The organism is Bradyrhizobium sp. USDA 3315 (genome assembly GCF_054056795.1).
On record NZ_JBSRYP010000001.1, the window covers coordinates 4076394 to 4093079 of the forward strand.

Sequence of the window (16686 nt, forward strand, 5' to 3'; positions counted from 1 at the left end):
TCTCAGCTCACCTTGAAGCCGAGATGGCCGCGGAAGCGGTTCTTCAGGTAGGTGCCGTCGCGCGGCGGCAGCGCGCGCTCGACTTCGCCGGCCGCGATCCGGATCCGCGCCAGCCGCGGGCCGCCGCCGAGATCGCGCAGGCTGGTGCGGAATTTCTCGATGCCGGCCATGTCGGCGATCTCGGAGACGTTGCCGATGCCCGCGCCATCAGCGATCACTTCGAGCCTGGCGCCGAGGCCGGAGTGACTCGGCTGCATGCCGGTCTCGCCGAAATGGCCGTTGTCGAGCACCGCGATCGAGAGATTGCCGGGCTGCTTGGTCGCGATCGTCAGCAGGCTGCCGATCCCCATTAGCTGCTCGCCGTCGCCGGTGACGACCAGTACCGGGCGCTTCGGCTGCGCCAGCGCGAGGCCGAGCCCGACCATCGCGGCGCCGCCCATCGCGCCCCACAGATAGAAATTGCCGGGATGCTCGCCGGCGTCGAACACGTCGTAGGAGGAGGAGCCGAGCCCGGAGATCACGAGCAGATCGCCGCGGTCGGCGAGCAGCGCCTTCACGGCGGCGCGGCGATCGAGAGTGCCTGTTGATGCCGACATCAGTGCGTCTCCCTGGTCCACTTCTTGCGGCCGATCATCCGCTGCGAGATCAGCACCGCGACCTGCTGGTCGCCGTCATAGGCGAGCGAGGCGGCGGCCGAGATCACCTCCTCGGCATCGTCGGGGTTCTCCAGCCGCAGCACCGTAGTGCCCATGATCTCGAACGCCTGCGGCGTCGCCCGGCCCATCGGGATCTGCCAGGGATTGAATTCGGCCCATTCGCCGCGCATCGTCACCAAGGTCAGCAGCGGGAAACGGCAGCTCGCCATCAGCGACAGCATGTTGACGCAATTGCCGACGCCGCTCGATTGCATCAACAGCACCGCGCGATCGCCGCCGAGCCAGGCGCCGGCCGAAAGCGCCGCGCCCTCTTCCTCTGTCGTCAGCACCGTGGTCTTGATGTCGGCATCGGCGTGCGACAGCTTGATCAGCTTGGAATGTCCCGCATCGGGAACGTAGGACACCTGTGCCACGCCAAAGCTCTTCAGCGTGCGGTAGATCGCAACCGGCCAGTCCCGGCTGGTCGCGCTGTCCTGGTGAACGGCAATCTGGTCCATCATGGCCTCGGCGGTAGCGTTTTCGAACGAACCGGGTACCGGTTCGCGAAGAAAAACGCGTCAATACAAGGGACGCGCATTGGCGCGTCCTCACACCGCTGGCTTTAAGCCAGGTCAGGGGTCTATTCTCTTCGCATCTGGCTCGCCCAGCTATGCCGGAATTTTATAGGGCCAGGGTTTTGCAGGGCCGACGCAAGCGAAATGGCGGCTGGAGCCGGCTGCGTCCTTTGGTCGGGTCGAATGACAGCCCCATTACGGCCTCAAACGACGCTCTATGCTAGAAGATGCCGGTTGGCGGCAGCGCCGGCTTCATTTTCAAGGCTTCATTTCGCATATCGATATATCCGTCGCATTTTCAGGGATCAGGGCATGATTGTCCGAGATCGGTTTCGCGGCCTCTTCCCAAAGTATTTTCTCGCACTGTTCCTGGCCGTCGCGCTTCCGCTCGTGATCAACGGGTCGATCGAAGCCTGGTTCGGTTACCGCGATCAGCGCGCAAGGCTGGACCAGTTGCTCGGTGTTCAGGCGACTTCCGCGGCCGCTGAAATTCATAACTTCATCTCCGACATTGCAAGCCAGCTTGGCTGGCTGGTCCAGCTTCCTTGGACCGACGAGGCCGACGAGGGGCGCCGAACCGATGCGTTGCGTCTGTTTCGTCAAGCGCCGGCCGTCGTCAGCCTGACACTGATCGACAACAATGGGTTGGAGCGTCTCTACGTCTCACGGGTCGGCCTCAATCGAATTGAAAGTCGTATCGACCGATCGGCTGAACCTGCGCTGGTCGGCGCCCACGCGCGCCAGGTTTGGTTCAGCGATGTCAGCTACAACAGAGGCTCGGAGCCGTATTTGACCATTGCGCTCGTGGGTAACCGATCCGCGGTCGGCGCAGTCATCGCCGAAGTCAATCTCAAGCTGATCTGGGATGTCGTATCGGCGATCAAGGTGGGAGAGACCGGCCTCGCCTTCGTGCTGGACCGGCCGGGCCGCCTCATTGCCCATCCCGACATCAGCCTCGTCCTCCGCGGGCTGGAAGAAACAACCTCTCAGCCGTTTCGCACCATACGCGACGCGATCGGCCCGGGAGCGGGCTTTGCAACGGGCCGCGACGGACAGGGACGTCCGGTTGCTGCCAGCGCGGCTCCTGTAACAGGTCCCGATTGGACCGTCGTGGTGGCGCAGCCGCTCTCCGAGGCTTACGCCCCGATCTATGCCGCGTTGCGACGGACCACAGTGCTTCTCGCAGGCAGCACCGTATTTGCAGGGCTGCTCGCTTATGCATTCGCGCACCGGATGACCGAGCCGATCAGGCTGCTCGAGGAGGGGACGGAGCGGATCGGCGCCGGATCGTTCGAGCACCGCATTTCGATCCAGACCGGGGATGAATTTCAGCGCCTGGCAAGCAGCTTCAACAGGATGGCCGGCGAGCTCGCGCTGGCGCAGCAGCACCAGGAGCGGATCGCGAAGCTCAAGCGATTTCTCGCGCCTCAAGTCGCCGATCTCGTCGATCGTGCCGGCGATGACAGCGTGCTGGATGGCCGCCGCACCGACGTCGTCGTTGTGTTCTGTGACTTGCGCGGGTTCACCGCGTTTTCCGCAGGCGTCGCTCCCGAGGAGGTCATGAGCGTGCTGTCCGAATATTATGAGGTTCTGGGCAGGGTCATTGCGCGGTTCGAAGCAACACTCATCAGCTTCTCGGGAGACGGGCTGATGGTGCTGGTGAACGCACCCGTGCCGGTCGAGGAGCCGGCGCTGAGAGCTGTCGACCTTGCGACCGAAATGCAGAAGCGCGTGCAAGGCTTGATCGGCGGCTGGCGGTCGCGGGGCTACCAGGTTGGCTTTGGAATAGGGCTTGCCAGTGGATCGGCGACGGTTGGCCGGATCGGCTACGAAGACCGACTCGATTACACGGCCATCGGCAGTGTCGTGAATCTCGCCGCCCGCCTGTGCGCATCTGCCGCAGATCGGGAAATCCTGATGGACGCAGGGACCGCCGCAAGCGTCAGAGGCAAGCGCTCCCTCGAGGATATCGGGAGCCGGCAAATCAAGGGCTTCGATGACGCCATTCCGGTGTTCGGAATATCTTTTTGATGTGCGTTGGCAGATGCCGCGAGGAGCGGTTCGGTGCAGTCCATTGGCGACTGGCTTCGGATCGTGGGATATACTTCCGCCGACGGCGAACGCCAGCGGGTCGATAGAGCATGAGTTGCGCTCACTCTCGTGCAGCCACATCCCACGGACGCGGCAGCCGGCGTGAGGTCCTGTTGTTGATGGCCACCGCCGCGGCCTGGACCACATCCTCGCGGGCGCAGAAGCCGTCGATGCCTGTGATCGGCTATCTTTGTCCGGAATCGCCGCAGTTGTTTGGCAGCCGGCTGAACGCTTTCCACCAGGGACTTCGTGAAGCCGGCTTTGTCGAGGGCCGCGACGTTGCGATCGAATATCGATGGGCCAATGGGCAATATGCCCGGTTACCTGCACTGGCCGGCGAATTGATCGCGCGCGACGTCGATGTGGTGGTTGCGCCCGGCGGCGCGCCCGTCGCGCTCGCCGCCAAGGCTGCCGGCGTCACCAAGACAATCGTCTTCGAGATGGGCGGCGACCCCGTTCAGCTGGGTGTGGTGGACAGCCTGTCGCGGCCGGGAGGCAACATCACGGGAATCTCGAGCCTGAGCGTCGACGTGTCGCCGAAGCGGCTCGAGTTGATGCACGAACTTCTGCCGGCGGCGAAAACGTTGGGGGTCGTGACCAACCCGACAAGTCCAACCGCCAGCTCGCAACTGCAGAGGCTTCAGGCCGCTGCCGAAACTTTAGGGGTCCATCTGCAGATATCGAGGGCAAGCAAGGAGGAGGAGTTCGAAGCCGTATTCGCTTCCGTAGAGAGAGATTCGACAAACGCGCTTGTTTTCACCTCCGATCCCTATTTTGCATTTCGCAGCCGGCGATTGGCCGATCTCGCACTGAAGTATCGTGTTCCCGCAATCACGCAGACCCGGGATTTCCCGACAGCCGGAGGCTTGATGAGCTATGGCGGAGATTTCGTGCAGTCGCATCGACGCGCGGGCGTCTACGCCGGCCGCGTTCTGAAGGGTGAGAAGCCTGCCGATCTTCCGGTTCAGCTGGTCACCAAGGTCGAGTTCGTCATCAACCTGAAGACCGCCAAACTGCTTGGCCACGAGTTCTCTGCTTCAGTCGTCAGCGGCGCAGACGAAGTGATCGAGTGACTCGTTCATGAACCTGGTAGTCCGGCCGGCACGGGCTGAACGGTCCGGCCGGACCGTGACATCGCGTGCGCTCACGTGCTCAACTGCCGGGCTGTAGAAACGCGCCGTATTGCTTGCTCGTGGCGACCGCGGCGGCCGCCTGTCCGATGACACGCATTGCCGCCATCATCGGCCACGGCCCAAGGCTCACCCTGCGAACACCGGCGCGGGCGAGCTCCCCGATTTCGGGCACACCTTGCGTTACCATGATGTTGACCGGCAGCGGCGTGAGCTGAACGAGCCTCGCGATCAGTGCAAGGTCGGTGAGCCCCGGCACAAAAATTCCGTCGGCGCCCGCATCGGCATAAGCTTCCGCGCGCCTTGCCGCCTCATTCAGGCATTGCTCGGGCGAGCCGAACTTCAGCAGAAACGGATCGGTTCGCGCATTGATGAAGAGGTGAACGCCGAGTTCCTGCGCGGCGTCCCGTACCGCCCTGATCTTCGCGGCATGCTGCTCCGGAGCGACGAGCTGCCGCTTTCCGCCGACAAGCCCGTCCTCGATGTTGATGCCGATCGCGCCGGCCTTCAGGATCCTCGCCGCCGAATGCGCGGCGGCATCCGGCGTGTCGCCATATCCCGCCTCCAGATCGATCGACAGCGGAACCGGCACCGACGCGGTCATCCGCGAGACCAAGCCTTCCACGATGTCGAGCGGGGCATTTTCGCCGTCGGCGTAGCCGAGTGCGGCCGCGACCGCGCCGCTGCTAGTTGCGATGGCCGGCGAAGTCTTCGCGATCGCCTTGGCGGTGGCGACGTCCCAGGCGTTGAACAGGACGAGCGGATCGCCCTGCTTGTGAAGTCGGTGAAACGCTTCGGCGTAGTGCTGCTGTGTCGTGGCGTCCATTGCGCGCACTCCTTCTCAGGGAAATTGACAGATATCGACTGACGCGGCCGCTGCTCGCGCGCCGGCGTTCAGTTGGGGGCGTGGGTGGTGAACCAGTCCATGATCAGACCTGTGACCTCGGCCTCGCGCTCGAGATGCGGGAAGTGTCCGACGTCGGGCAGGACGATGCGCCGATGTGGTCCCTTGAAGAGCGGCTCTTCCTTGATCGAATACCGCGCCGTCGGATCGTTGCCGCCATAGATTGTCAGCGTTGGTGTATGCATGTCGTTGATCGGTAGCCGGCCCGCAACTCCCGCATCGACCAGGCCATTGTAGTATTTCAGCGCCGCCTTCATGGTGCCGGGAGAGCTGAGCGTCTCCTTGACCGAGCGGAGATGCTCGTCGTTCTGCAGGGTTGGCGACCACAGCTTCCAAAGGTAGTCGACGAAGGGAAGTCCCTCGATGTTGACCGCCGAGTGAGCGCCAGGCACCGTGAAGAAATAGACATGGAAAACCGATCGAACGGCATCGGGGTCGCTCCGGAGGCTTGGGATTGTGATCGGGTGCGCGGTGTTCATGACCACCGCGGCCTTGATCGCCGACGGCGCCGTGGCCAGCGCCTGGAAGGTTGACGCACCGCCCCAATCCATGCCGACGACGTAGGCCTGTCCGTCGTCGCTCAGCGCCGCGATCAACGCTTCGAGATCCTTGCCCAGCGCGATCGGATCGAAAATGCCGTCGGCCGGAATCTCCGTCGGCGCATAGCCGCGCAGGAACGGCGCGACCGCGCGATAGCCGGCATCCGCGAACACCTGCAGCTGCTTTCGGTACGACCAGGCGTTGTCGGGAAAGCCATGCATGAACATGACGAGCGGTCCGCTGCCCTGTTCGAGATAGGCAAACCGCACGCCGTTGGCCTGCACGTATTTCAGGGCGGGTTCGCTGCCGGCGGCGTCAGAAGTTGCCAGGGCGGTGCTTCGGGTCGTCATCGCTGCTCTCCATTTGTGTCGTCGTTGCGCTCCCGGGCAAATATGTGCGTAGCGCACATATCTGGTCAAGTTGTTTTTTGTGCGCAGCGCACATATTATTCCCGGCATGGAAAACGGAATCGCTAATCTGCTGGGCGCGCTGTCGCTCGCCGTGATGGATCGGATCGAGCAAGGCGCGCGCGAGGTCGTCGGCCGTGGCGGCGAAACGCCCGCGGCGCTCATCGTCATCGGCTATGGTCAGGGCATGACCAACGACAAGCTGAGGCGGATCCTTGGCCTGTCGCACTCCGGAACGGTCCGCCTGGTCGATCGGCTGGTTTCGGATCGGCTTGTCGAACGCCGGGCCGGCAAGGACGGCCGCGAGGTCGCCTTGCACCTGACGGCATCGGGCGCCGCGTCCCGCAACGAACTGCTGGCGTCGCGGATTTCGGCCGTGACGTCGCTGCTCGACGTGCTGTCGGTCGCTGAGCGGAAGCAGCTCGCAACGCTGATCCGCGAGCTGCTGGCAAGGCAGGATACATCAGAGATGGATCGCTTCACGATCTGCCGGATGTGCGACGACCGCGTCTGCACCAATTGCCCGTTGCCGACCAACAAGGGCCAGCACGCGCGCTAGAGAGGTTACTCTGAATCGAGCGGCCAACTCCGCTCACCTCGCCCCGCGTGCGGGGAGAGGTCGGAACGCATCGCTAGATGCGTTCCGGGTGAGGGGGAGTTTCCGCAAACACAGCTATCACCGCTTATGCGGAGAGTGCCCCTCACCCCAACCCTCTCCCCGTAAGAACGGGGAGAGGGAGCGCGGTGCCATCGCGGCCGCTATTTGACCTCATCTCCTCACGCTCCAGCAGCTTGCCGTCAGCGCGCGCTCTTGCCCGCCATGAACACGTACATGTCCCAGAACGTCTCGGGATGATCGACCTCGAAGCGGTGCCACTGATCGAGATTGGTCTCGTCGGCCGTGCCCTGAAACTGCTTGCGGAATCGGTCGAGGACCGCCGGATCGTCAAACGGCTCGAACCCCTCGAACGACAGGCCATGCTCGTTCAGGAATGCCGCGATCGCCGGAATCGTCAGGCGGTGTTCCATGACGTTGAACAGCAGATCGCGGCAGCCGCTCATGCTGTAGAAATCCTTGGCGCCGATCAGGGGTTTCCATTTGTCGGCTTCGCGGAAGATGTCCTGCCGGCAACGTCTGATGTCGTCGGCGGTGGCGCGATAATTGCGCGCCGCGATGCGATCGCGGGCCTGGACGATGACGCGGCGCGCCAGATCGCTGTAGAGCCCGATGCGCATCGTGCCGCCCGGCCGCAGCAGCGAGACCAGCACGCGCCAGCCGGCCAAGGGGTCGGCAAGATGATGCAGCACGCCGACCGACTCGATGCTGTCGAAGCTGCGGCCGATCGAGCCCAATTCCAGGATGTCCGCCTGCGCATAGTCGATGTTGCGCAAGCCGAATTCCCGCGTCTTGCGGCGCGCATAGGCGAGGCTGGTCCTGCTGATGTCGACCGCGAGCAAGCGGGCGTTGGGATAGACCTGAGCGATCTGGATCGCGTGCGAGCCGGTGCCGCAACCCGCGATCAGGATATCCCGTTCGGCTTGCTGGTCCGCGGTTGCGACGGTTCGTCCCCGCGCCCGATCGGCCGCGAAGGCCGTCAACGGGTTGACGGTCCAGCGCGGATAGGGATTCTCCTCGTATTGGCGCATCACGTCGACCGACACGCTGTTCTTGATCGGTGTGAGCGTCGCCACGGCGGTGCGCTCTTCGATCTCCTCGCGGGGTTCGCGAAGCTGCACCCGCAACAAGCCGGCGACGGTCGCGGGCCAATCCCGGCGCAGCAGCGCGTCCGCCGCGGGCAGGCTATGAAGCGGGAAGTAAGCGGCGACAACGGCCAGCGTGAGCGGCGTGATCGCAGCGCCTGATGCCAGGTCCTGCAGCAACCGGTCGTGCAGCGCGCCCGCGCCTTCGCTTTCCGCTGCGGTCTGCGCATAGACATGTTCGTTGATGAAGCATTGCCGCGCGAGCGCGCAGGCAAAGGCTACGATATCGTCGTCGACGTCATCCTGATCCGGCTTGCTCGCGAGCCGCAACAGCTCGGCCCGCGCATATCCGAACAGCACCTCAAGCTGCATGCTCGCCAGCGTCGTCGTTTCCATCGCGCAGCGCAGGAACAGGTCGTTCGCGAGCGGGGCGACGCCCTCGCTGCCGAACAATTCGGCGCTTGTGACCGGTAGCGGCCACTTGCTTGCAATCCGCCCGACATAGCTGGTGACGGTCGGGCTCTGCAGGATGAAGCCGACCGCCTTCGCGTCCATGCCGAGCGCCAGCGCCTTGCTGAAATGCGCGGCCGCCTTGCTGCGATTGCCCAGCGCCTGGTAGGAGTTGCCGGCGTTGTAATGGCAGGCGGCGTTGACGTCGTCCGAGGCAATCGCCTTGGTGAACATCTTCGCGGCAGCCCGGTGATCGCCGGCAGCCTGCGCCATCAGGCCGAGAAGATTGAGGCTCTGCACATGGCCAGGCTCGCGTGCGAGAATCTGCCGGCAGATCTCCTGCGCTTCCTTGAAGCGGCGCTTCGCGTAGAAGCGGCTGGCCTCAGCGGCGAGGCCGCCAATGTTGAGACCCGTAGAGCCGAAGGCAGGTGCGTTCTTGCTGGACGCGTCCCGTTGCTTCCCGGCCGCACGCCGCTCTTTTCGGTTCATGTTCCGTCAACTGGCCCGAACTGCAAGACGCGGTGCATCAACTACCACGCCCGGGAAGACATAGGGCCGATCGTCTTTGTGGCCAAGGACAATCTGGCTTCAGCCCGGGATCCGCACCGGCAGGTTCTCGATGCCGCGGACGAAGCTGGAATAGACCCGCTTCGGCTCACCGACCACCTCGATGCGGTCGAAGCGCTTCAGCATCTCTTCCCAGACGATCCGAAGCTGCAGCTCGGCGAGCCGCATGCCGACGCAGCGGTGGATGCCGAAGCCGAACGACAGGTGGATGCGCGGCCGCGGGCGGTCGATGATGAACTCGTTCGGACGATCGATCACCTCGTCGTCGCGGTTGCCGGAGACATACCACATCACGACGCGGTCGCCCTTCCTGATCGTCTTGCCGCCGATCTCGGTGTCCTGAAGCGCGGTGCGCCGCATATGCGCCAGCGGCGTCTGCCAGCGGATCACCTCCGGCACCATGGTGTCGATCAGTGCGGGATTCTCCTTCAGCTTCCTGAACTGGTCGGGATGCTCGTGCAGCGCCAGCACCGAGCCGCTCATGGTGTTGCGCGTGGTGTCGTTGCCGCCGACGATGAGCAGGATGATGTTGCCCATCAGATTGTCGGGGTCCATGTGCCGCGTGGCGTCGCTATGCGCCATCATCGACAAAAGGTCGTTGCGCGGCGGGGCGTTGACGCGCTCGTTCCAGAGCTTCGAGAAATAGGCGTAGCACTCGTCCATCTCCTGCCGCCGCTCCTCCGGCGAGTTGACGACGCCGCTCTTCGGCAGCGCGGTGGAGACGTCGGACCAGCGCGTCAGCTTGCGCCGCTCCTCCCAGGGGAAGTCGAACAGCGTCGCCAGCATCTGGGTGGTCAATTCGATCGAGACGCGCTCGACGAAGTTGAAGGTCTCGTTGCGCGGCAGATTGTCGAGCACGCTGGCCGAGCGCTGCCGGATCAGCTTTGCCAGCTCGTCGAGATGCGTGGGCGTGAACATCGGCGACACGGTCTTGCGCTGATGGGCGTGCCTCGGCTGGTCCATCGCAATGAAGCTCGGATAGTCGTAGCCGGGCGGCACGTCGCGGATCGAGATGCCGCCGAGCGTGGAGTCCGAGGAGAAGATGCCGTGGCTGGTGTCGACATGCATGATGTCGTTGTACTTCACCACCGACCAGTACGGCTCGATCGGCGCATTGGTGCAGTAGTGCACCGGCTCTTCCTGGCGCAGCCGCTCGAACCACGGCCACAGCGTGTCGTTCTGGAACAGCTTTGGCGCGCCGGGATGAAAGTCCTTGAGCGGTGTCGAATACGCTTCCTCGCGGGCCTGGCGCAGCAGCTCGGCCCGGTCGGCACGGATGGCGGTCTGGACGTTCATGTTCCTTGATCCCGGTTGGCTCGCGACGCGTCAGGCGGCGATGCGCACTGGCAGCGTCTCGTAGCCCTTGATGAAGCTGGAATACACCCGCTGCGGCTCCTCCACCACCTCGATGGTGTCGAAGCGCTTGAGGATCTCCTCCCAGATGATCTTGAGCTGCAACTCGGCAAGCCGCAGGCCGACGCAGCGGTGGATGCCGAAGCCGAACGAGATATGGGTGCGCGGCCGGGCGCGGTCGATCAGGAACTCGTAGGGCTTCTCGATCGCTTCCTCGTCGCGGTTGCCCGAGACGTACCACATCACCACCTTGTCGCCCTCCTTGATCTGGCGTCCGCGGAACTCGTAGTCGGCGAGCGCGGTGCGCCGCATATGGGCGAGCGGCGTCTGCCAGCGGATCACCTCGGGCACGAAGCTGTCGATCAGCGCCGGGTTCTCCCGCAGCTTGCGGTACTGCTCCGGATGCTTGCTCAGCGCATAGATGCTGCCGGACAGCGTGTTGCGCGTGGTGTCGTTGCCGCCGACGATCAGCAGGATCAGATTGCCGAGGAAGTTCTTCGGGTCCATGTTCCGCGTGGCGTCGCTGTGCGCCATCATCGAGAGCAGATCGCTCTTCGGCGGCTGGCTCGCGCGCTCCTTCCACAGCCTTGCGAAATAGCTCGCGCATTCCATCAGTTCGGCCTGCCGCTCGTCTTCGGTGGTGACGAGGCCGCCGGCGCCGGGCAGGGTGGTCGCGACGTCGGACCAGCGCGTCAGCTTGCGGCGGTCTTCCCAGGGGAAGTCGAACAGCACCGCGAGCATCTGGGTCGTCAGCTCGATCGAGACCTTGTCGACCCAGTCGAACACCTCGCCGCGCGGCAGATTGTCGAGGCACTCGGTCGAGCGCTTGCGGATGTTGGTGGCGAGCTCGTCAAGGTGGGTCGGCGTGAACATCGGCGCCACGGTCTTGCGCTGCGCCGAATGGCGCGGCTGGTCCATCGCGATGAAGCTTTCGCGGCGCAGATCCGGCGGCACGTCGCGGATGGTGATGCCGCCGAGCGAGGCAGCCGAGGAGAACACCGAGTGATTGGTCTCGATGTCCATGATGTCGTTGTAGCGGGTGATCGACCAGTACGGACCGAACATCGAGTCCTTGCAGTAGTGCACCGGATCCTCGCGGCGCAGCCGGTCGAAATACGGCCAGAAGGTATCGGTCTTGAACAGCTCGGGATTGCCGGGATCGTAGTCCGAAAGCGCAAGCGAATTGGCGCGTTCGCGTGCGGCGTCCAGATTCGTGTTGTCGACGAGATCGATGGTCCCGTGCATGAGCGGCTCCTCAACCGTTTGAGCTGCCGGGGCATGGCCGGCGCGGCATGTTTTACCGAATTACATTCTCATTCCGCGGTTTGCGCAAGGGCTCTCGACGCGCATTTGGCCGCATTGATGTCAGGCCAAAGCGGCCGAATCCGGGCCTTTCCGGTGGGGAAGGGGCCGCGGCCGCGACCACGCCCGTTTGAAACGGCGTTTTGATCTGGTCGGGCGGCGGCCTGCGAACGGTGCGGGCGCCGTTTATTGACTGCCGGTCTTCTCGCCGGCGGGCTTTTCGCAGGGGTAGGTGTCCTGCATCCCCCACAGCAGCAGGAGAGCGATCACCATCTCACCTTTCGCCGACCGCTTGTCGGCGGACTTGAGCATGATCTCTTCGGTCTGCTCGCTGCTCAGTGCGAGGTCGTCGGGCATGCAGAACAACAATTGGCCGCCATGCCGTTTCAGCCAGGCATTGGACGCCATCAGGCCGCCCCTGACGCCGTCGAGGTACATGTGATTGAAGATGCGGAAATTCTCACTCTTTGGATTGCGATAGGAATCCAGCCGCACGTCGACGGCAGCGGCCGGAGCTGCCGTGAGCGTCAGGAGGCATGCTGACAGGATCCATCTGTTCATCGCTGCGGTTTCCTCGCTTTGCGGCGGCGTCTTCGCCTCCATCGCCTGATCGTTAAGTATGTCATTGCCGCCCGGGGGTTCGACGCCGGTGGTCGATCGAGGACTGCGCGCTTTCCGGCATTGCCGTTAAGGCATGGCCAACCGCATCCCGCCAAAAATCGGCCGGCGATCTCGACCTAGTGTGAAACCTGGATCACACTCGCGACGACAAATCTGTGCTTTTGATACCCAGAGATTGTCCCGCCAGGAGCCATCCCGTGAACGACATGAGCTGGACTCCGCTGGGTCCGCCGCAGCCGCCTCCGCAACCGGCCCCGCCGCCGATGCCGGTGGCGTTTTCAGGGAACCGGAAGGAGTTCTTTCGCCTGGTCGCGCGCGGCGCCGGGCTCGAACTGGTCACGGTCGGCTTCTACCGGTTCTGGCTCACCACCGACATCCGCCGTCATCTGTGGTCGAACAGCCAGATCGATGGCGACGCGCCGGAATATACTGGCCGCGGCAAGGAGCTCCTGATCGGCTTCCTGGTCGCGCTCGCGATCCTGGTGCCGATCTATCTCGGCTACTTCCTGATCGGCATCGAGGCGGAGCATTTCAAGGCGTTCGCCTCGCTGCCGCTGGTCGCCTTCTTCTATTTGTTTGGCCAGTTCGCGATCTATCGCGCGCGGCGTTACCGCCTGACCCGCACCGTGTGGCGCGGCGTCCGCTTCTGGATGAGCGGCTCGGGCTGGGTCTATGCGCTCAAGGCCTCGCTCTGGGGCGTGCTGGTCGTGATCACGCTCGGCCTCGCGCTGCCGTGGCGCGAGGCGGCGCTCGAACGCTACAAGATGCGGCACTCCTATTACGGCGACCTTCAAGGCTCGTTCGACGGCCGCGGCTGAGAGTTCTTCGCGCGGGGCTGGTGGCTCTGGGTCCTGATGCCGTTCGCGCTCTACAGCACGATCTTCGCCCCGTTCGCCTATGCCGCGTTCAAGGCGGTCGAGTGGCGCTGGTGGCTGTCGGGAATCCGCTTCGGCGATGTGAGGCTGGAATCCACGCTCCGCCGCGGCGCGCTGATCGGCCTGTACTGGAAGGTGATCGGCTGGGTCGTGCTGCTCGGCATGGTGTTCGTGGCCTATCTCGCGCTCTGCACCTTGCTGGTCGCCAGCATGGACGGCTCCTCGATCGCGGACTTCTTCAGGACCGAGGCGTTCGCCAAGAGCATTCCGCTGATCGTGCTGCTCGGCATCGGCTATCTCGCGTTTGCGCTGGCGCTGAACGTGGTGTTGCGCGTCTATCTGATGCGCGATCTCTGGGTCCGGGTGCTGTCCTCGACCATCGTGCACAACATCCAGGCGGCCGCCAACGTCACCGCGCGCGGCGAACTCGCCAACGCGCTCGGCGAAGGCTTTGCCGACGGCCTCGACGTCGGGGGCTTCTAGCTACATGGAATCCGATTCCGGTCAGACCAATTCCGCGGCGCCGCCTGCACCGGGCGGCGTCTTCTTCGACGGCTTGTCGAACCGGCGGCGCATCGTCGCGCTCAGACTGTCCGACGCACTGGAGATCCGCGAAGACGGCGCACTGCTCGCGCGCTGGGTGTTTCACGACATCCGCCGCGCCGACAGCCCGTCCGGCCTGTTGCGGCTGAGCTGCCTGACCGCACCGCCTCTGGCGCGGCTCGACATCCGCGACGCCGGGCTGATCGCCGCGCTGGTCGCGCGCTGCGACACGCTCGAGGCGGATTTGCCGAACCGCAGGGGCGTCGCCGCGATCGTCGGCTGGTCGCTCGCGGCCGCGGTGTCGATCGTGCTGGTGGTGCTGTTCGGCGTGCCGCTCGCCGCCGAGCGGCTCACGCCGCTGGTGCCCGACTCGTTCGAGCGCCGCATCGGCGATGTCGCGGAGGCGCAGGTCAAGGTGCTGTTCGACGGCAAGCCCTGCAGCAATCCGGCCGGCCAGGCGGCCTTCGCAAAGCTGGTCGGCAAGTTGCGGCAGTCCGCAGGCTTCGATACGTCGGTGCAGTCGGGCGTGCTGGCGACGTCGGTGCCGAACGCCTTCGCGCTGCCGGGCGGCAAGGTCTATCTGTTCGACGGGCTGCTGGAGAAAGCCGAGAACCCCGACGAGATCGCCGGCGTGCTGGCGCATGAGCTCGGCCACCTCCGGCACCGCGACAGCATGCGCGAATTGATCCACAACGGCGGCACCTCGTTCCTGATCGGGCTGTTGTTCGGTGACGTCACCGGCTCCGGCGCGCTGATCTTCGCCTCGCGCTCGCTGGTGACGTCGTCCTATTCGCGCGACGCCGAGAACAACGCCGACAGCTTCGCGATCGAGACCATGCACAAGCTCGGCCGTCCGGCCAAGCCGATGGGCGAACTGATGTTCCGCGTCACCGGCAAGGAGGGCGGCAAGGGGCTCTCGCTCGTCTCCAGCCATCCCTTGACCGAGGACCGCCTCGCGCGCATGGACAAGGCCGATGCCGCCAGCCGGCCCGACGGTCCGCCGCTGCTGTCACCAGCCGAATGGCAGGCGCTGAAGGGCATCTGCAGCGGCGCCGGCAAGGTGTGACGGCGCAGCCGCCGACGCTCTCTCGCTACTTCACCAGCCTGAACTTGCCGCCTTCGACCTTGATCAGGAACGCCGAACGCTCGTCATAGCCGTTGTGATCGGTCGGGCTCATGGTCGAGAGGCCGTTGTTCAGGTAGACGTCCTTGCCGCGCTCGAGCTCGTCGCGCAGCGCGGCGCGGAATTCCGCCGTGCCGGGCTTTGCGGTCTTGAGCGCATTCGCGGCCGCCCGCTTGAACAGCGTGACGGCGTCCCACAGATGCGCGCCGAAGATGTTCGGCCTCGAGCCGTTGGCCTTCTCGTAGGACGACACGAACTCGTCGCGCACTTGGCGGAACGGATCGTTCGCCGGCAGATCGTCGGCGATGGTGAAGGCTTCGCCGGTGAAGATCGCGCCCTCGACATTGGCGCCGCCGAGCTTGATGAACTCTTCCGAGGCCACGCCGTGGGTCTGGAAGATCTTGCCGGCATAGCCACGGCTGCGCAGCGCCTCCTGCGGCAGCACGGCCGGCGTGCCGGCGGAGGCGATGAACACCGCTTCCGGATTGGTCGCGATCACCTTCAGCGCCTGGCCCATCGCGCTGGTGTCGGCGCGCGCATAGACCTCATGCGTCGTCACGGTAAGGCCGAGCTGAGGGGCGAGCCGCGACACCTCCTTGTAGTAGCCTTCGCCATAGCCGTCGGAGACGCCGATATAGCCGAGCGTCTTGATGCCGGACTTGGCGATGTATTTCAGGATCGCCGCCGCCATCAGGTCGTCATTGGGCACCACCTTGAACGCCCAGCGGCGGCGGTCGTCCATCGGCTGCACGATCGCGGTCGCCGCCGCGAGCGAGATGATCGGCGTCTTGCTCTCCACGGCGACGTCGAGCATCGGCATGGTCACCGGGGTGAGCGAGGAGCCGATCAGGATATCGACGCCGTCCTGGATCACGAGGCGCCGCGCATTCTGCGTGCCCTTGGTCGGATCGGACTCGTCGTCGAGCGCGATATAGGTCACCTTCTCGCCGCCGATCTCCTTCGGCAGCGCGGCGATGGTGCGCATCTGCGGCTGGCCGAGCGCCGAGCCCGGTCCGGATCCGGACACCACGACGCCGACCTTGATGTCGGCACGCGCGCCCGGCGCAATCAGGATCGCGCTCGCAAATGTCAACAGTCCGGCCATGGCCAGCTTCATTGCAAATCCTCCCAGCAGGTTCTTTTTATCTGCGGCCGATGATAGCCGACCGCCGTCCGCTCGCGCATCATATTGATTCCGCCCGATCCGTCTGTCCCCCTGATTGGGGACACTGCGCGGCGCTGGGCAGGGCCGTGCGCCCTTGAGTCCTGCCCTGATCGGCCGGGGTGCCGGAACGGGGAACGCGGATGGCGAGGCCGACATCGTCCGGAGCTCTTGAACGGGCTCCGCCCGTCCTCAACCTCGCGTTTACCAATCACTTAAAGGCCGTGAGAACCAGTTTCCCTAATCGGGCGGCAACGTCCTGCTGTTATTGAAGGACAGGAAAAGGGAGTACGAACCATGTTCAGCATTGTTCGGATCCTCGTCTTGATCGCATGTGCACATGCGGGATCCGTGGTTGCGGAAGTGCAGTGGGACGGCGCGCAGTCATCGCCAGCGGTCCACGTCCATGATTGAGCCTCATCCGATTGCGTCCGAGCACGCGCGCGCCATCTGCGAAGAGATTGGCGAACGGCTGCGCCACGCCCTGCGTGGCGATTACGCCGATCTGCCGCCAAGGCTGCGCGAGCTGGTCAACGAGCTCGCTCTGCAGGACTGTGAAGCGCCGTCACTGGTGCCCACGATGGCGGACATCACGAGACCGCTGGTCGTCGCGGCCTAGGTCATCGCCTCACGACGATCTGCCGATCCGCCGGCGTGCCCTTCAAGAGCTACAATCAGTGCACGGAAATCGGACTGAATAACGGTTG

Annotated in this window: 14 protein-coding genes and 1 pseudogene; 6 read left to right on the forward strand and 9 right to left on the reverse strand. The window is 64.5% G+C overall.

The annotated features are described in order from the left end of the window. Positions 1-2: 2 nt before the first annotated feature. Positions 3-596 carry a thiamine pyrophosphate-dependent enzyme gene (locus tag ACVIYL_RS18740; protein ID WP_456779422.1) on the reverse strand — a complete coding sequence of 198 codons (594 nt, stop codon included), beginning with the start codon at positions 594-596 and terminating at the stop codon, positions 3-5. Continuing rightward, the gene (locus tag ACVIYL_RS18745; protein WP_456779423.1) at positions 596-1156 is read right to left on the reverse strand and encodes a thiamine pyrophosphate-binding protein; all 561 of its coding nucleotides are present in this window, start codon (positions 1154-1156) and stop codon (positions 596-598) included. The genes ACVIYL_RS18740 and ACVIYL_RS18745 overlap by 1 nt, the downstream gene beginning before the upstream one ends. Before the next feature lie 366 nt (positions 1157-1522). Between ACVIYL_RS18745 and ACVIYL_RS18750 the strand changes: the two genes are divergently transcribed. After that, on the forward strand, positions 1523-3241 hold the full coding sequence (locus ACVIYL_RS18750; protein ID WP_456781854.1) for an adenylate/guanylate cyclase domain-containing protein: 1719 nt from the start codon (positions 1523-1525) through the stop codon (positions 3239-3241). Between the two features lie 179 nt (positions 3242-3420). Then, positions 3421-4374: an ABC transporter substrate-binding protein gene (locus ACVIYL_RS18755; protein ID WP_456779424.1), complete on the forward strand. Its 954-nt coding sequence runs from the start codon at positions 3421-3423 to the stop codon at positions 4372-4374. A 79-nt stretch (positions 4375-4453) separates the two neighbouring features. On the opposite strand, the gene ACVIYL_RS18760 is transcribed toward ACVIYL_RS18755, so the two are convergent. Both ACVIYL_RS18760 and ACVIYL_RS18765 read right to left on the reverse strand, forming a co-directional pair. Continuing rightward, positions 4454-5257, reverse strand: coding sequence for an isocitrate lyase/PEP mutase family protein (locus ACVIYL_RS18760; protein ID WP_456779425.1), 804 nt, complete (start codon positions 5255-5257; stop codon positions 4454-4456). 68 nt (positions 5258-5325) lie between these two features. Continuing rightward, positions 5326-6225, reverse strand: a complete 900-nt coding sequence (locus tag ACVIYL_RS18765) for an alpha/beta fold hydrolase (protein WP_456779426.1) — start codon at positions 6223-6225, stop codon at positions 5326-5328. Positions 6226-6331: 106 nt separating this feature from the next. Here ACVIYL_RS18765 and ACVIYL_RS18770 point away from each other — a divergent pair, with 106 nt between their 5' ends. Continuing rightward, positions 6332-6841: a MarR family winged helix-turn-helix transcriptional regulator gene (locus ACVIYL_RS18770; protein ID WP_456779427.1), complete on the forward strand. Its 510-nt coding sequence runs from the start codon at positions 6332-6334 to the stop codon at positions 6839-6841. Between the two features lie 239 nt (positions 6842-7080). On the opposite strand, the gene ACVIYL_RS18775 is transcribed toward ACVIYL_RS18770, so the two are convergent. The 4 genes from ACVIYL_RS18775 to ACVIYL_RS18790 form a co-directional block, all read right to left on the reverse strand. Beyond that, positions 7081-8922: a methyltransferase domain-containing protein gene (locus ACVIYL_RS18775; RefSeq protein WP_456779428.1), complete on the reverse strand. Its 1842-nt coding sequence runs from the start codon at positions 8920-8922 to the stop codon at positions 7081-7083. Between the two features lie 99 nt (positions 8923-9021). Beyond that, positions 9022-10296 (reverse strand): cytochrome P450, encoded by a 1275-nt coding sequence (locus ACVIYL_RS18780; RefSeq protein WP_092090081.1) that lies wholly within the window; start codon positions 10294-10296, stop codon positions 9022-9024. 30 nt (positions 10297-10326) lie between these two features. Then, positions 10327-11598, reverse strand: coding sequence for a cytochrome P450 (locus ACVIYL_RS18785; RefSeq protein ID WP_456779429.1), 1272 nt, complete (start codon positions 11596-11598; stop codon positions 10327-10329). Between the two features lie 243 nt (positions 11599-11841). Then, positions 11842-12216, reverse strand: a complete 375-nt coding sequence (locus ACVIYL_RS18790; RefSeq protein ID WP_456779430.1) for a hypothetical protein — start codon at positions 12214-12216, stop codon at positions 11842-11844. A 266-nt stretch (positions 12217-12482) separates the two neighbouring features. On the opposite strand from ACVIYL_RS18790, the pseudogene ACVIYL_RS18795 reads away from it, so the two are divergent. Beyond that, positions 12483-13634 (forward strand): annotated as a pseudogene (locus ACVIYL_RS18795) (DUF898 family protein). 4 nt (positions 13635-13638) lie between these two features. Then, positions 13639-14760: a M48 family metallopeptidase gene (locus tag ACVIYL_RS18800; RefSeq protein ID WP_456779431.1), complete on the forward strand. Its 1122-nt coding sequence runs from the start codon at positions 13639-13641 to the stop codon at positions 14758-14760. A gap of 25 nt (positions 14761-14785) precedes the next feature. Here the strand turns inward: ACVIYL_RS18800 and ACVIYL_RS18805 are convergent, their stop codons facing one another. Further along, on the reverse strand, positions 14786-15934 hold the full coding sequence (locus tag ACVIYL_RS18805; RefSeq protein ID WP_253607293.1) for an ABC transporter substrate-binding protein: 1149 nt from the start codon (positions 15932-15934) through the stop codon (positions 14786-14788). Positions 15935-16385: 451 nt separating this feature from the next. Here ACVIYL_RS18805 and ACVIYL_RS18810 point away from each other — a divergent pair, with 451 nt between their 5' ends. Beyond that, on the forward strand, positions 16386-16598 hold the full coding sequence (locus tag ACVIYL_RS18810) for a hypothetical protein (protein ID WP_253607294.1): 213 nt from the start codon (positions 16386-16388) through the stop codon (positions 16596-16598). The last annotated feature ends 88 nt before the right edge of the window (positions 16599-16686 follow it).

Coding starts and splice junctions, on each gene's coding strand:
- ACVIYL_RS18740 (WP_456779422.1), bottom strand. CDS start 596: ATGTCGGCATCAACAGGCACTCTCGATCGCCGCGCCGCCGTGAAGGCG.
- ACVIYL_RS18745 (WP_456779423.1), bottom strand. CDS start 1,156: ATGATGGACCAGATTGCCGTTCACCAGGACAGCGCGACCAGCCGGGAC.
- ACVIYL_RS18750 (WP_456781854.1), top strand. CDS start 1,523: ATGATTGTCCGAGATCGGTTTCGCGGCCTCTTCCCAAAGTATTTTCTC.
- ACVIYL_RS18755 (WP_456779424.1), top strand. CDS start 3,421: ATGGCCACCGCCGCGGCCTGGACCACATCCTCGCGGGCGCAGAAGCCG.
- ACVIYL_RS18760 (WP_456779425.1), bottom strand. CDS start 5,257: ATGGACGCCACGACACAGCAGCACTACGCCGAAGCGTTTCACCGACTT.
- ACVIYL_RS18765 (WP_456779426.1), bottom strand. CDS start 6,225: ATGACGACCCGAAGCACCGCCCTGGCAACTTCTGACGCCGCCGGCAGC.
- ACVIYL_RS18770 (WP_456779427.1), top strand. CDS start 6,332: ATGGAAAACGGAATCGCTAATCTGCTGGGCGCGCTGTCGCTCGCCGTG.
- ACVIYL_RS18775 (WP_456779428.1), bottom strand. CDS start 8,922: ATGAACCGAAAAGAGCGGCGTGCGGCCGGGAAGCAACGGGACGCGTCC.
- ACVIYL_RS18780 (WP_092090081.1), bottom strand. CDS start 10,296: ATGAACGTCCAGACCGCCATCCGTGCCGACCGGGCCGAGCTGCTGCGC.
- ACVIYL_RS18785 (WP_456779429.1), bottom strand. CDS start 11,598: ATGCACGGGACCATCGATCTCGTCGACAACACGAATCTGGACGCCGCA.
- ACVIYL_RS18790 (WP_456779430.1), bottom strand. CDS start 12,216: ATGAACAGATGGATCCTGTCAGCATGCCTCCTGACGCTCACGGCAGCT.
- ACVIYL_RS18800 (WP_456779431.1), top strand. CDS start 13,639: ATGGAATCCGATTCCGGTCAGACCAATTCCGCGGCGCCGCCTGCACCG.
- ACVIYL_RS18805 (WP_253607293.1), bottom strand. CDS start 15,934: ATGAAGCTGGCCATGGCCGGACTGTTGACATTTGCGAGCGCGATCCTG.
- ACVIYL_RS18810 (WP_253607294.1), top strand. CDS start 16,386: ATGATTGAGCCTCATCCGATTGCGTCCGAGCACGCGCGCGCCATCTGC.